This window comes from Sulfitobacter sp. S190, assembly GCF_025141935.1.
Lineage (GTDB): Bacteria > Pseudomonadota > Alphaproteobacteria > Rhodobacterales > Rhodobacteraceae > Sulfitobacter.
This window is the reverse complement of the sequence record NZ_CP081120.1, coordinates 2,610,634-2,624,917: the sequence shown is the minus strand read 5'-3', so window position 1 is coordinate 2,624,917 and position 14,284 is coordinate 2,610,634. Positions and strand designations below refer to the sequence as shown.

Here is a 14,284-nt window from a genome sequence, read left to right as displayed (position 1 = left end):
AAAATTGAGATGCTGTGCCGTAGTGGATTGAGTTTTTGACGCCTATGGTTCGAATGTACTGCGTTATGTTTGGCGATAATTAAGTGAACTCGTCAGCTCCAATACTTATGGTCGACTTCGAGCGTGTCATCTTTACCGTTTGGACTGTTACTCCAAGGGAGCGTAGTAGTTCCCGCGCGACAGCATGCGCTAGAAGCGGGGGTACTGCGTTGCCGACGAGAGCATTGCGCTCGTCTTGAGGCCCAATTTTAGCTATGGAAAACTTGTCAGGAATTGATTGAAGGCGCATAGCCTCGCGGACGCTTATCAAACGATCTTCGACTGGGTGGAAGTTTGCACCAACATTTGGCCGTCTAAAATAAGTGTTGATGGTGTATGCAGGCCGAAGTGGATGTAACCTGCCATAAGTAGTCGTCCGCCCGCCTGTGCGTTTGAAGTTCATGATCCGCTGGGTCGAAAATTCATCTGGAACATCCATATAGTTACCACCAGGTGGGATAAATTTTATGAGCGTTTTGTCCGTCTCTGACATTCGCGGCATTTCATGCAGCGAAAAATCTGCGTTTCTCCGTCGCATCAAGGCTGCAAACTGTGACGTTGCCGGTTGCGAATAAGTCGTTAGTTCTCCTTTACCGACTACTTCTCCTAGATCACGGAGCGCAGCCCAACTACCAATTTCATATTCTGCGTAAGATCGACCCGATACACTTTTTGCAAATTCTTCTGGGTTTGGAACCGCGACTGGCGAAACGCGTGACCCCACGATGAAGACCCTCTTTCGCAACTGAGGAACGAGGTATTGAGCTGCATTTAGTTTCATAACCGTGACGAAGTAGCCTAAGGCTTCTAGTTCGCGGGCTAGATGAGATGTAAGTCTTTCGCCGTCGATACGAGCTGACGAAAGGCCTGGAACATTTTCGAGAACAAAGCCTGACGGATTTTTTGAACGAATGATTTCAATAAACCTGAAGACAAGCTTACCGCGCTCATCGTCCGGTCGGCGCAAGCCAACGAGGGAAAATGACTGACATGGCGGCCCACCAATGATGATGTCGGAGTTAGGTATTTGCGAGTGGCACAAATTATTGATGTCTGCTTCGACAAGTTCTCTGCCAAAGTTGAGCGGATAGGTTTTGGCGGCGATGGGTGAGAGGTCTGTAGCATAGTGCACGGTTGCACCCGCCCAATCGAAGCCTAGGTCCAACCCGCCAATGCCGCTAAAGAAAGAACTTACAGTAACACCCACTAGTTGTTCCTTTCATCATGCAGATCATGTAGCCGGTCCCAAACCTCTAACAGCATGGCGTTACTGTCTAAATTGGGAACTACCCGTGCGAGCTCATCAGAAAATATGCGATCCAGCTGCATGAGTTCTGGTTGAAGTTCTGGGCGGATATCGGTTCGCACAGGGAAAGGCAGTCTTGCAAAAATATCCAATATTTCGGTTCGTTTCTGCGGCTGAATCAAACGTGGATCGAAAATCCAAATACTGTCGGCATGATGTTGCTCCAGCGACCTAGCCCCCTCCCTGTTATTTGATTCCAACTCAAACTGCAGATGACCAAAACTAGACAGCAACCAAGCTGCTATCAGGCGAGTAGCAGAGCTTTCGTCTAAATTGGTATCTGGATCAATGGCAGTACACCCGCCGTAGCTCAGGAAGTTACTAGATAACCGAACCTGACGGCCCTGAGGGGCGAATGCATATCCATTAATGTGCACACGGTGTCCAACGCGCTGTTTTCTTGGGATTATTAACCCGCCAGCAAAGGGTTCTCTCAGAGCATTCCAAAGTTGAGGATTCGGCAAGACGGTATCGTCAAGCCCAACATTTTGTTCGATTTGTTCTATGTAAACTTGCGTTTCCGCATTTGCACGAAACGAAGCAACCGCTTGTTCGAGGCTGTTGTCCCAGACGCGACGCCGGTTGCCCGCATACCCTGAAGCTATGCCTGGTGTTCTTTGGGAAGGGGATTCAAGAGTCCAATCGCGGGTAACATCAGCTTCAGACAAGTTATATCCCGCAATCCGATCCGCCTTGTTTATAGCATATCCACGATAATTGTCAGGGATGTTACCAGCCAACGCTCTGAGCTGATCATTTTCAGCTTTTGTCAGTTCGCGCCCTTTTTCAGTTTGAAAGGGGTTTCCATTGACCTTGTACTGTCGTTTTGGCCCATACTGAGTGCGCTCAGGAAATTCGTAGACCGCTATTCCGCCGCCTTCCTTCGCTAGGCCCCCACGTCGCGAATGCGTGAACAACGTTGGGAGTTTGGCTAGGGGCGCTTGTCTAAATTCACTTACTAGGTTTGCTGACAAGTAAGACTTCCAGGAATTGCCACCGAGTTGGGATTGGCGTACGTGGCGAACGCTCCAACCGTTTGGAATGGCACCGCCTCGGATTGCATTTGCAGCGTCGTCTGTGGCTGTAGCACCGGGTTCTTCAACGCGAGCAAAGCAAACCGAGTGATCATCAGATGGCATTCCTTTGCGCACGATTACCATTGACGTCGCGATCATTAACTCTTCAAAGAAGCGGCTATGTGGATAAGTGACGACCCCCAGTATCTCACAGTAGCGGAGAAGCAACTCTCGAATGGGACGGGCCGTCTCATTGTGGAACCACTTATTATCTAAAACGATTCCAATCGTTGCGCCAGGTTTCGCCGCCTTGATCAAGTACTCAATATAAAGTGCATAGATATTTGATTGGCCTCCATCTGCTTCGACTTGGCCGCCCAGAGCCGCGATAGCTGCACGGTAATGTTGTCGAAGCGCCGCAGGGATCGGAGCATCATCTTGGACTTCGTATCGCTTAAAAGGAGGATTCATCAGGATCGCGTCAGCCAACGCAATTTGTGCCGAAGAGCTGAACATATCCGCGACTTCTACGCGGCATGGCGCACCATGATTTGCTAGCCTTGGCTCTTTCAGAACAAGCCTCAAGGCTGCGACTTTTGCCGCAAGCGAGTCTGCTTCGATACCCATCGTTTGACCAAGAGCTTGATCATGCTCCACCCCTTTTGATCTAAGCCAGTCATATATTGCTGAAATCAGGTTCCCTTCCCCGCATCCTGGATCCAAGTAGATTCCGTTAGCGTTTGTCACAGTTAGCGACACGAGAAGAGCGGCAAGTTCTGGATCAGTAGCTGCCTTTCCTCGAGCATCTCGAACAGCGGCTGGTGCTGTCTCTTGGATCAATCTCTCGGGCAGCTCATGACTGTCGCTACGTGTTGCGGACAATGCAGTGACGTCGTCAACTTGTAGCGCCGCTAAGTAGCCCTCTATGAAGGGCCGAACCGATGGGTCTGCCTCGAAACCTAGATAGACAGGCGCAAAATTGTCTTCAAATACGCCGGCAAAGTCGATTGATCGAAGTCTGACCAATGCGTTTGCAGCGCCAGCAAGCGTAGTTCCCACTGAGCCCACCGAATTTTTTTGTGGGTGGTCATGCCGACGAAGGAGCCCTCGAAGATACTCTGCCATTAGGCAACGTATAAGCATCTGTCTTCGAGCACTTAGCTGATAGTCGATCGAGAAGTAGTCTCGAACAATATCTGGGACTAGCCCTGCGGCACCGTCCATAGTTGGGTTGAACGGAAGTCCTTCCGCATGCTGATATGCACCACGAACAACTCTGGGCCAAACGAAGGTAAACGTAGGTTCGGATATGTTTTGTACGTGACTGATCATGATTTTCAAATCGTCAATGAACTGTCTACGATGATCAGCCTGAGGCGTTGATGCAAACGTACCAGAGTCGAATTGCATTCCATCGACTAGGCAGTCCCTCGGTGGCATCCCACCTCTCAAAGCAAAGCCCTGAGTAATTTCTAGATTTGTTACGCAAAAGTATTGCGGCCAACCGGCACGGAAGTAGCTAGCATTTGCCTCTGCATAACCCTTCGCCTGGATTTGGTTGCGCTCTGATTTCACTGCATCTGGGCGCCGCTTTATTTCGACAATCAGCATCCATCTGCCTGACGCGCTCTCAACAAGTACGTAGTCGGGCACTACCCCAACACCCATGCTGACTGGGTGATGCCGCCAGTGGTGAGTTGCGCTCAGGTTGAGGTCAAACAAAGCTTGTTCAGCGGCGGACTGGAACTCTGGATGAAATTCACCAACTTCATCAGAGGCATATGAAAGCCAACTCATACTTCTCTTCCGCTTGGTTGTTTGGCCGCGATATCAGCTCTAGCAAGATCGGCTTCAATTCTTGCGGGAGCCAAATCTGGATTTCCTAAAACAGATGCAATCAAACTGTCTACTTTTTCCACAAGAGATACGTTCGGATACGTAGCTTTAGTAAACTGCTGGCCTATAACTTCCAATTTGCGACGATCGATTTCGCTCCAGAGGCGAAGATCGACAACTGGTGCTTCTCGATATTCAAACAATTGCAGTTTTGCTAAACCAGCACCTTGATTTCGTGCTTTCTGCAGTATCCCCGTAACGCTGGCGGTTGCGTTCAGAGCGGCTAGCCAAGCAAGAGCATTGATGGGGCTTTTTGACGTAATGCCATAGAAATTGTCTGAGTATGCACGTGCCTCGGAGTTCCAGATATGCCGAGGGCGATGTCGAAGATAATAGTTGAAAAGTAAAGTGTCCTTTGGAACGTTCTTGTGGGTGCACCATTGGTCAGGCCGTTCGCGGTACCAGGTAAGTATCGAAAGGTTCTTCTCTGGGTCACCTAGCGCCTCAGAAAGTCTCTTTTCGATAGTACTGTGCGCTTTTTTGTTTTCGCCTAACTCTTTGATAAGGAGTGCTGCCTCTGGGTGGTCTGCCCCTACAATGTAGCCCGGGACTTTCGCAATTTTCTTGATGAACGGAGATGAGCCTTCGATGCCCCTTCGTTCCATTGTGCTTAGAAAGAAATTCGCTTGTTTGAGCCGCAAACCTCTACGCGAAACAAAAAGGTCATCGATGGGCGCGAATCCTTCACGAACAACAGCGCCAGTTGAAAGCTCTATTTGTTCGTCCGGTTGGCCTCTCTCAGCATAAATTATGGTTGCATCGATCAGTTTTCCTTCAAAAGGCATCGCTGGAGCAGGCTCCGCTCGCCACGTTCGGCACATCTTATCCAAGAAGCCTTTCAGCCATCGCCCATAGAGGGTGGACTGCCATGAGTCATACACTATACAGCTGAGTTTTCCCCCTACTTTCAGGTCACATAGTGCTTTGACAATAAAGTAGACGTAGAGGTTTGACGTTCCTGGCAGTTCAAAACCTAGGGTCGACTTGAGAGTCTCTCGGTATTGAGCTTTTTCTCTAATCCACTCTTGTCGGACATATGGCGGGTTAAGAATTGCAAAGTCGAAGTTGCCTTGGATAGGAGACAGCAAATAGTCAGCGCAGAACACCGAAGTAAATGTTTCGCTATTGTTTAGCCTACTGAAACGGCACATTTCCGCATCGATATCAAAAGCCTTAACGTGGATCGGGCGGCTACGCACCGCAGAAATGACTGAAGGGAACGTGTTCGGGCCAACACATGGATCTAAAACAACCTTGTCGTCTGGTGCTCTATCAATTCCGAGACCAAGTACCATACGCTTAGCAAGGGTTTCGTCTGTAAAAACTTGCCCGAGCGCTACCGCCTTAGTTGTGGGCTTACGAGCCTCACTTGTTGGGTCACCTGTGGTTCTCAATTTTGCAGATATGTGCATTCGATTAACCCTGCTCATGGCCGTATGCCAATCTGAAGATAGCTATCCATCTCCATAAATCCCTCAAGTTACTGTGCCTCATTGCTCTTTGCTCAGTACAGAACCAATGGAATTTGGGCTCACATCCTGCCCGCTTAAGCGCTGGTATTCTTCCACAGCAAGGACAACAACTACGGGCCGACCATGTTTCGCAACGACCACTGGCTCTGCTCGTGATTCGTCGATCAACTGGCCAAAATGGTACTTTGCTTCACGTGCGGATACAGATTTCATAGTGCCTTCAATTTGTGGTCAAAATGGTCACAAGTGTAAACGAGGGTCAACGATCAAATAGTCTAAGCTCCCATGATCCGACGAGGCAAAACACGACTATTTTAAATCTGAGGCAGCCCAACCTACGCGTTCAGGTGCTTTTTTGCCAGCTCAAGGGCTGTTAGGGCTTACAGCCAACTCTTCGGAGGCTATTGATATAAAGGAAAATATTACTTTAGGTATCAATGCGTCAGCCCCCGATCCATCTCGACCTCCCGCTCCCCTAGCTCTGTCTCAACCTCTCTTCGGCGGCCTTCACTAATTTCAAGCTGTTCTCGAGTTGCGTGCGCAGCCTCGCGTAGTTCGAGCCCTCGTTCAACAAGCCGTGCAACGCAGCCACGGACGCCGTTTGCGATTGAATGAACACCGACACGCAGGCGGCCAATCCATCCAGCTGACTCTGCATCCTCGTCGTCGAGCGTTCCTCTAACCCGCTCAATTCCTTTGCTGAGACCTCGCAGGCCGTCACCAACCGCTCTACGCAGGCGAGCAAGTCGCGTTCCAAGGCTGTCAGGGGTGTCGTCATCTAATTCTCCTCGATCTTGATGCAGGTCACTGATCTGCCGCCCAGTGTGCAGGTCCTCAGGCGCGTCTTGGTCGAGTCCAGTACCACCCATGTCCCGTCCTCCCTGTCGATCCGCGTCAGACCCAAGTCCGTCAGTTCCGAGCTCGCCAGCATCAGCGTCCAAAGCAAGCTCGCGCCCATCATCAAGACGATCCCCACTAAGAACGTTCCCGTGATCAGCCAGGGCGAGATCGTCAGCCAGCTCTTGTTCTGTCGCAGAAAGCTGCGGGTATCGCTCTCGGTTGTACGATGCGCGATGGTCGCAATTTTGCTCAAATCGGTCCTGAAGCTCTCTAGCTGGGATGCCATCGAGGCGGCGTAGTCCTGCCGGATCGTATCCAGCTCCGCGTTCAGTTTCTCGCTCAACCGGGTCGGCTTGCCAGTCTTCATGGAAGATCTCTCCTTTCAAACGCCAGCGCTCGCCGGTGTCGGGGTCTTGGGCGGTGATGTAGGCCTTGCCGATGCGCGGCAGGTCGAAGCCTGCGTCGGTCAGCGCGTCAATCATGCTGGCGCGGTCAGTGACAAAGCCGACGCTGATCTGGTCTTGCAGCCAGGCATGCAGCTCGTCGCGGCCTTGGGCGCGGGTCGGAGTCTCGATGGTGTCGCGGACCTCTTGAGTGCGCTCCAACTCCATCGGATCGGCCCAGCCGTGGCGCTGGTTCATCACATCACGCAGGCTGTCGAAGGCTTTCTCATATCCGGGCGGCGCGATGTTCAGGCTTCGGCCTGAGGTCAGTTCCAAGCGCGGCGTGCAGAAGTGAAGCTCGACACGGTCTTCGTGGGTATGTCGGACCCAAAGCACGTCATATTGCTCAGGGTCCAGCCCCGCGAAGGCCAGACGTTCGAAATGGTCCATGACCTCGTCTTGCTGCTCTTCGGTCGGGGCATCCTCGGCGGCAAAGCTGATGACACCCGCGCGGTAAGTCCACTGGTGGCGGGTGGCGTCGATCAGGGCTTCGGTGCGGTCAGGGTTGCCGCGCAGGACCTCGGGCAGTGGCTCGCGCGTGACCGTCATCGGCTGGCCGTCGGCATCGTGGATCAGGTCGCAGTTGTCGTCGTAGGCCAGCACCTTGTCCGCGACGAGGTAACCGACAGGACCAGCGCCTGCGCCTTTGCCGTTGCGGAAGAACTTGATCAGCATCGGCGGGATGCCTCGACGATCTGGGCAAGCTGGCGTTCGATGGTCAGCAGGCGACGGGCCACGGTTAGCGCGTCGAGGTCAACGCGGCCTGCCAGCATCGCGCGGTTCAGCCAGCGGGCGATCTGGTTCAGGTTGCCGCCGATACGCCCGACGGCCAGCACAAGCGCGGGATCGACGCGGGGGATGGGCTTGCGACGGCGGGCTTCGGTCAGGCCAAGCGCCTCGCGCAGCAGGGTCGCGGCGGGTAGACCAGCGGCCTCGGCCTTGGCGCGCAATTGGGCCTTCTCTGCGGCGCTGCACCGAAAGACGAAGGTCTCGGTCAGCGGCTCTTTGGTGCGGGCTTTGCCTGCGCCGGTGGGGTTCGAAGGGGAGGCTTGCCGCCCCTCGCAAGGTCCCGTGTCAGCAGCGCCAGCGTATGACATGGGTCGCCTTGCTGTTTGCGCTTCGGTCGGATCGGTTGCGGTCATGATCTGAGGCCTGCCGCCTGGATTTGCGCCTTTGTGACCAGCTTTGAGGCAAGCAATCCGTCGATCTGCTTGGCTGTGATGTGACGGCATAAGGGGTGGCGGTCTGTGACCCAGCCAGCCACCCCTTCCAGCATTTCGGCCTGCTTCACCTCGGCCTCCTCACGGCCTTTGGCGATGTCCTCGACATAGGCCCGCCAGCGCCCTGACTTGAACCAGTTGTCGGAAAAACAGACCTTGGAGCGAGTGAAACCTGCGCTGTCGGTGGCATAGGCTTGGACGGCTTGCCGCAAGTCCTCGGGTTCGATCCCTTCCTTCATGGCCTCTTCGATCTGGGCAAGACACGCCGCCTTGCCGCGTAATCGGTCCGGTGGATATGCTGCTAAAACCTTTTCAGCATCTTCATCCACCGCCGCCTCGCGCCTGCGCGTAGGTGGTTTATGGATGGTTTTAGGATGGTTTGGGGGCCGTGGTGGCCCCGGTACCCGGGCCACAGTGGCCCCCGTACCGGGACCATACTGGACGGGGGCCACAGTGGACCCCGTCTCAATCTCGGGCTCAAGAGTGGGGTCCAGCGCCTCAACCTTGGCCAGATCGATCCGGTAAACGACGGTGAATCCGTTCTTGCAGGTGCGTGCGCCGGTCTCGACCAGAATGCCTTCTTTCAGGAACTCGCGAACCGTTCGTTTGACGGTGGTCTCTCCCAGCTCTGTGTGCCGTTGGATTGTTCCTTTGGAACACCAAATGCCGGACCCATCATCGCTCGCCTTGTCGGCGAGGAACATAATTATCTGCTTGCGCGTCGCGCTACCGAATTTCCGTTCTGCGCATGTGTTCGCAACCCGCCAGCTCATTGGAACGCCTCGTCGAGGAGGTTTGACAAATGGCTGCTAAGTATTTGATTTCCCGTAGTGGGTTTGACACCCCTTGCGGTAGTAACCGTTTGATTGCGCTGGATAAGTGGCGGATTGAAAATCCTCGTGTCAGTGGTTCGATTCCGCCCCCGGGCACCATTACTGCTAAAAAAACCCGATTGGCCGAGTTGTTCAGCCACGAGTGGCCTCCGGCGGCGGCTTTACAATTTCGCCAAGATACTGATATCCCAAACGAACACATCGATACTGGGGCACTGATTGTTCGTTGGGCCGCGCCTGTCGTGATATTGGCGCGACCCTGTTCCTATTGCCATTTAGTGTGCGGCGATCAGGTGGAACCGAGCGCCGCGTTGATCAGGAAGAAGATTGTGGCCGACAGCAAAGCCGCTGCGGGGACGGTAATGACCCAGGCTGCGATGATCGTCATGAAATGGGACCGACGCACCAGTTTGCGGCGGCGGCGTTCCTCCGGCGCATAGGCGGGGCGGTCAGGCATGGTAAGCCGCGCTTTGCGGATGCGGCGTTCTGCGTCCCACTCGCGGAAGAACCCCACTCCAAAGACACCACCGACCGCGATGTGCGTCGAGCTGACAGGCAAGCCCAGCCAGCTGGCCACGATGACCGTAATCGCGGCCGACAAGGCAACGCAGTAGGCGCGCATGGGGTTCAGCTTGGTGATCTGGCTTCCGACCATCCGGATCAGCTTGGGGCCAAACAGAAACAGGCCAAAGGAAATACCGAAGGCACCAATGACCATGACCCAGAGCGGGATGCTCACCGCTTCGGTGAAATTGCCAGACTGCGAGGCCTGTACGATGGCCGCGAGCGGGCCGACCGCATTTGCCACATCGTTCGCACCGTGGGCGAAACTCAGCAACGCGGCCGAGACGACCAGCGGAATGCCAAAGAGCACCTTGAGCGACTTGTTTCTGTTTTCCAGACCTTGGGATTGTTTGCGAATGACTGGGATCATGACGGCCCATGCGAGCACGCCGATGGCCGCACCGATCATCAGGGCCATGGGCATATCGATCTTGATAATCTTCTTGAGCCCCTTGAGCGCCAGATAGGCCGCGAACGCTCCTGCCATGATCCCCACGAGGATCGGCACCCACGTACGGGCTGCGGCGATCTTGTCCTCGCGGTAGATAATGCGGGATTTGATCAGCGCAAGGAAAAGGGCGGCGATTGCGCCACCAAGAACCGGTGAGATCACCCAGCTCGCGGCGATCTTGCTCATTGTGGGCCAGTTCACGGCAGCGAAGCCAACGGCGGCAATCCCGGCTCCCATGACGCCGCCCACAACGGAGTGGGTCGTCGAAACCGGTGCGCCCACCCACGTGGCTAGGTTGACCCACAAGGCCGCCGACAAAAGCGCGGACATCATGGCCCAGATGAATATCTGCGCTGTTCCCATGCTTTCGGGTGCAATGATTCCCTTGGCGATGGTCGATACCACGTCCCCACCGGCGATAAGCGCGCCCGCGCTTTCGAAGATGACAGCGATCGCAATGGCTCCGCCCATGCTCAGGGCATTGGCACCCACAGCGGGCCCCATATTGTTCGCCACATCGTTGGCGCCGATATTGAGCGCCATATACGCCCCGAAACAGGCAGCAATAAGCACCACTATCGTGTTGTTTGTCTGACCGAAAAACAGCACGGCCGTCAGTCCGGCCAGCACCACAAAGACGAGGGAGATGCCCGGTCCCACCAGGGGCCTGCCGACATAGCTTGTCGCCATCTCCAGCTTGGAAAACCGGTCCAGATCGCGGTCAAGCGTTTCAAGGTGGCGTGCGTCGCTGTTTTGGTTTGTCATACTGCGTCCCCCGAAGTTTCACAGCCTTTAACGCGTGAGGGCGGCAGTTTTCAATTAACTTTTCACGTGCCCTGCGCCGCCTGATCGAGAAAGATCTGGCGAAGTTCCGGTTCGTTGACCATGTCGGCAGCACGTTGGGCGGTGACCCATGTGCGTGTGCGTTCTTGGGCTTCGGGAAATTTGTCGGACGTCTCTGCCACGGCGACGGAATAAACCAATGTTTCTACGGGGAAACTCCACCCCGATGCCTGTCTCTTCTGATAGGTGTATTTGCCAACGGGGGCGCCGTCGGCACGGCCGCGTTTGACGCCGGCCTCTTCCCAGGCTTCCTGAAGTGCTGCTTCATTCGAGGTCAGCCCGCGTATCGGCCAGCCCTTGGGAATGATCCAGCGTTTGGTTTCGCGGCTTGTGACCAAAAGAAAGCGCCGGTTCGGGCCCTCTCCCTTGTGGCACAGGGCGGCCACCTGAAGGCGCTTGGGCCGCTGAAGCAGGGGGAAAAAGACCGATTCCCAGACCCTGCTCAATACGATGCTCATTCCAAACCTCTAATTCTTTTGTTTTTTCTATCTTATATCGATAATTCCCAAGGTACAAATCTGCGCTGCCCGAATGCCCGGAACGGGCGTCGGGGTGGATTTTTTCGGTTCGCAAAAAGCGGTGTATGCGACGGGTCAGGACCGCGCGACATGTTGCTTGAGCACATGGCGATAAAGCCCGATGCCGAGGCGCGAATGCTGGCCGGACTGTTCCGGACCGTCCAATGTGCCAAAACCCCGAATATCGCGGTCTTTGCGCGCAATGCGAAAACCCGCACCCAGTTCGGACATCTGTGCGAAAGCGGTCAGCCGTGTTGCGGCTTCGCTGTCGTCGCCAAGGTCAATGTCCGAGAAAAGGATCATATGAGCGGGCAGCTTGCTGCGCCCGATCCGTCCGCGCAGTTGGTGAAGCTGGGCGAGACCGAAAAGCTCTGCATCAAAGACGATCATCGTATTTGCATTGGTGTTATCAAGCCCGCTCTCCACGATGGAGGTCGACAACAGAACCTGAACCTCGCCTCGCATGAAGCGCAGCATCGACGCTTCCATGTCGTCGTCGGGCATCTGGCCGTGTGCAATGGCGTAGTCGAACGGGATGTCCATCCGGTCCAGTTTGCCTGCCAATCGGTCGATCCCTGCCACACGCGGGCACACAACATAGCATTGACCGTCTCGCGCCAGTTCCCGGTCAATTGCTTTCAACATCATGTCCAGATCGGTCGCGGTAACCTCAGTTTCAATGGGCAACCGGTCTTTGGGTGCTGTCGCGATGACCGAAATATCAAGCAGACCGACCTCTGCCGCGGCAAGCGAACGGGGGATCGGTGTCGCGGTCATGGTCAGCACATGCGCGCCCGAGGCCAGTGTTTCCAGATCCGCCTTCTGGCGCTCACCGAATTTCTGTTCCTCGTCGATGACAACCAGCGCCAATTTGTCAAACTCCAGATCCGCAGTGAGAACGGAATGGGTGCCGACGATAATCTGCGCGTGCCCTGCCTTCACTTTCCCACTCAAGTCCTGCATGTCCTGCGCGGTCGTGGAGCGGGATACCTCGATCACATCTGTCGCGATGTCTTTGAACCGGTCTTGCATTTCCTCGAAATGCTGGCGGGCAAGCACGGTGGTCGGCGCAACCATCACAACCTGATGGCCGCTCAGCACCGCGGCTGCTGCGGCCCGGATCGCGACTTCGGTCTTGCCGAACCCCACGTCACCGATCAGCAGCCGTTTCATCGGCACCTCGCGCGCCATGTCGGCGAGGACCGCATCAATCGTGGCAAGCTGATCTTCGGTTTCATCAAAGGCAAAGCTTTCGGCGAATGCTTTCATTGCATCTGCGGATGGCGTTATCTTGCGTGCCTTCGTTGCGCGGCGTTCCTTGTCCTGTGCGATGACGGCATCGGCGCTTTTGTTGACCTCGTCGACCATCTGATCACGCCGCTTTGTCCAGTCACCGGATTTCAAACGGTCAAGGTTCACAGCGCCGGCGCTCGCACCGTAGAGCCAAAAATCCTCGTTTTCGACCGCAGGCAGGAGCAACTTGCCGCCATTCCGGTACCGCAAGGACACAAGTGTCTGCTCCACGTCGCCGATGGTGCAGTTTTCCTCGCCGCGGTACTCCGCGAGCCCGTGTTTGAAGTGCACGACCGCGTCGCCCGGCTTGGCGGTTTCGCTTCCGAACAACAACTCCTGGTCGCGTTGGCTCAGGTGGGTGGTTTGCATGGCGGACATCCTTGCTGACAGGCACAGGGTCCAACGCATGAAGCCGCGAAAAGGGTGCAGCACACCCAGATTTATTTGTGCAGCCTTGATGCGCCAGATCAGGCGCGCGAAGCGATTGGCCCGTGGCGGTCGCGCGTGTCACGTGCAGCTGCCTGCTCGAACACCTGCCGTGTCACGTCCTTCAGATCAAGGCCCGCTGCCTCGACCATACGCGACAGAATGCTGATGGGCGCAAAGGTCCAGAAGCTGCAGGCCTCCAGCAGATAGGGCGCACCGCTTGCGGTATCGATCCGCATGTCGAACAGGGAATAGTCGCGGCTGCCAAGAGCGCTGTGCATCTCCAGCGCGCAGGCACTTACCTGCTCGAGCAGATCCGTACCAAGTGTGGCGGGGCAGGATGTTTCCAGCGGGGGGGCTTCCCACGTTTTTCGCGTCACGCTGCCGTCCTCGCTGATGTCGACCTTATCCTCGCGGCGGCGGATCGGATGGGCTTCGGAGACATGGTACTCAAGGATCGGCAACACGCGCGCCTCTCCGTTGATATCGAGCACCCCCACACGGATTTCGCGGCCCGGTACATACTGCTCCACCAGAACGCTGTCGCCGCAGGCCCACGCATCCGCGAGCGCGCGGGGCAGGTCGGCAGGGTCCTGAACAAGCGACAGACCTATGGAATTGTCTTCGCTGTCGGGTTTCACGATGCACGGACCGGTCCAAGCTGGACCAGGCGCACCGCGCGACAGCCGAACCGCGTCCGGTGACCGGACCCCGGCCAGTTTGGCGATGGCCTTGGTCTGCCATTTGGAGGTGGACGCAACGGTGGCCGACAGGGGCGGGCCGACAACCGGCACCTTGAAAACCGTCTCGAACATTTCGCGCCAGACCATCATCCCGTCGGGGCAAAACATGAAGGGCACCATAAGATCGATATCAGTGCAAAGCTGCGCCACTTCGCTGAGATCAGTCCCGCGCTCTTCGACCGATCCTGCCCGCCGCAGATGCAGCGCTCCCCGCGGATCGACGCGCAACACATGGGCGGGCATCCGGTCCAGAACCAGCGTGGACTGGTGATAGGTACACGACAAATCGTGGTAGAAATCATTGTTGGTCGCGCCAACGAGATGGAGAAGCTGCATGGTGGGGCCCTTTGCTATCTCATCCGCAACCTAGCGTTGATGTGC

The 14,284-nt window shown here is 55.6% G+C and carries 11 protein-coding genes; all 11 read right to left on the bottom strand.

What is annotated here, in order from left to right; all coding sequences use genetic code 11:
- Positions 1-79 precede the first annotated feature (79 nt).
- Positions 80-1,246, bottom strand: coding sequence for a DNA cytosine methyltransferase (locus tag K3756_RS13130; protein WP_259988078.1), 1,167 nt, complete (start codon positions 1,244-1,246; stop codon positions 80-82).
- Positions 1,246-4,158 carry a BpuSI family type II restriction endonuclease gene (locus K3756_RS13125; RefSeq protein ID WP_259988076.1) on the bottom strand — a complete coding sequence of 971 codons (2,913 nt, stop codon included), beginning with the start codon at positions 4,156-4,158 and terminating at the stop codon, positions 1,246-1,248. The genes K3756_RS13130 and K3756_RS13125 overlap by 1 nt, the downstream gene beginning before the upstream one ends.
- Positions 4,155-5,669: an Eco57I restriction-modification methylase domain-containing protein gene (locus K3756_RS13120; protein ID WP_259988074.1), complete on the bottom strand. Its 1,515-nt coding sequence runs from the start codon at positions 5,667-5,669 to the stop codon at positions 4,155-4,157. The genes K3756_RS13125 and K3756_RS13120 overlap by 4 nt, the downstream gene beginning before the upstream one ends.
- Before the next feature lie 78 nt (positions 5,670-5,747).
- Positions 5,748-5,942 carry a type II toxin-antitoxin system Phd/YefM family antitoxin gene (locus tag K3756_RS13115; RefSeq protein ID WP_259988073.1) on the bottom strand — a complete coding sequence of 65 codons (195 nt, stop codon included), beginning with the start codon at positions 5,940-5,942 and terminating at the stop codon, positions 5,748-5,750.
- Between the two features lie 221 nt (positions 5,943-6,163).
- Complete coding sequence (locus tag K3756_RS13110) at positions 6,164-7,687, bottom strand: relaxase/mobilization nuclease domain-containing protein (RefSeq protein WP_259988072.1); 1,524 nt, start codon at positions 7,685-7,687, stop codon at positions 6,164-6,166.
- Complete coding sequence (locus K3756_RS13105; protein ID WP_259988070.1) at positions 7,681-8,154, bottom strand: MobC family plasmid mobilization relaxosome protein; 474 nt, start codon at positions 8,152-8,154, stop codon at positions 7,681-7,683. Before K3756_RS13105 ends, K3756_RS13110 begins: the two co-directional genes overlap by 7 nt.
- Positions 8,151-8,936 (bottom strand): hypothetical protein, encoded by a 786-nt coding sequence (locus K3756_RS13100; protein ID WP_259988068.1) that lies wholly within the window; start codon positions 8,934-8,936, stop codon positions 8,151-8,153. The genes K3756_RS13105 and K3756_RS13100 overlap by 4 nt, the downstream gene beginning before the upstream one ends.
- Before the next feature lie 418 nt (positions 8,937-9,354).
- On the bottom strand, positions 9,355-10,845 hold the full coding sequence (locus K3756_RS13095; RefSeq protein WP_259988066.1) for an inorganic phosphate transporter: 1,491 nt from the start codon (positions 10,843-10,845) through the stop codon (positions 9,355-9,357).
- A 62-nt stretch (positions 10,846-10,907) separates the two neighbouring features.
- Positions 10,908-11,381: an NUDIX hydrolase gene (locus tag K3756_RS13090; RefSeq protein ID WP_259988063.1), complete on the bottom strand. Its 474-nt coding sequence runs from the start codon at positions 11,379-11,381 to the stop codon at positions 10,908-10,910.
- Positions 11,382-11,516: 135 nt separating this feature from the next.
- On the bottom strand, positions 11,517-13,103 hold the full coding sequence (locus K3756_RS13085; protein WP_259988061.1) for a DEAD/DEAH box helicase: 1,587 nt from the start codon (positions 13,101-13,103) through the stop codon (positions 11,517-11,519).
- A 98-nt stretch (positions 13,104-13,201) separates the two neighbouring features.
- A complete protein-coding gene (locus tag K3756_RS13080) occupies positions 13,202-14,239 on the bottom strand; it encodes a hypothetical protein (protein WP_259988059.1) in 1,038 nt (345 codons plus the stop codon).
- Positions 14,240-14,284 lie beyond the last annotated feature (45 nt).

Coding starts and splice junctions, on each gene's coding strand:
- K3756_RS13120 (WP_259988074.1), bottom strand. CDS start 5,669: ATGCACATATCTGCAAAATTGAGAACCACAGGTGACCCAACAAGTGAG.
- K3756_RS13100 (WP_259988068.1), bottom strand. CDS start 8,936: ATGTTCCTCGCCGACAAGGCGAGCGATGATGGGTCCGGCATTTGGTGT.
- K3756_RS13110 (WP_259988072.1), bottom strand. CDS start 7,687: ATGCTGATCAAGTTCTTCCGCAACGGCAAAGGCGCAGGCGCTGGTCCT.
- K3756_RS13125 (WP_259988076.1), bottom strand. CDS start 4,158: ATGAGTTGGCTTTCATATGCCTCTGATGAAGTTGGTGAATTTCATCCA.
- K3756_RS13115 (WP_259988073.1), bottom strand. CDS start 5,942: ATGAAATCTGTATCCGCACGTGAAGCAAAGTACCATTTTGGCCAGTTG.
- K3756_RS13085 (WP_259988061.1), bottom strand. CDS start 13,103: ATGCAAACCACCCACCTGAGCCAACGCGACCAGGAGTTGTTGTTCGGA.
- K3756_RS13080 (WP_259988059.1), bottom strand. CDS start 14,239: ATGCAGCTTCTCCATCTCGTTGGCGCGACCAACAATGATTTCTACCAC.
- K3756_RS13105 (WP_259988070.1), bottom strand. CDS start 8,154: ATGACCGCAACCGATCCGACCGAAGCGCAAACAGCAAGGCGACCCATG.
- K3756_RS13090 (WP_259988063.1), bottom strand. CDS start 11,381: ATGAGCATCGTATTGAGCAGGGTCTGGGAATCGGTCTTTTTCCCCCTG.
- K3756_RS13095 (WP_259988066.1), bottom strand. CDS start 10,845: ATGACAAACCAAAACAGCGACGCACGCCACCTTGAAACGCTTGACCGC.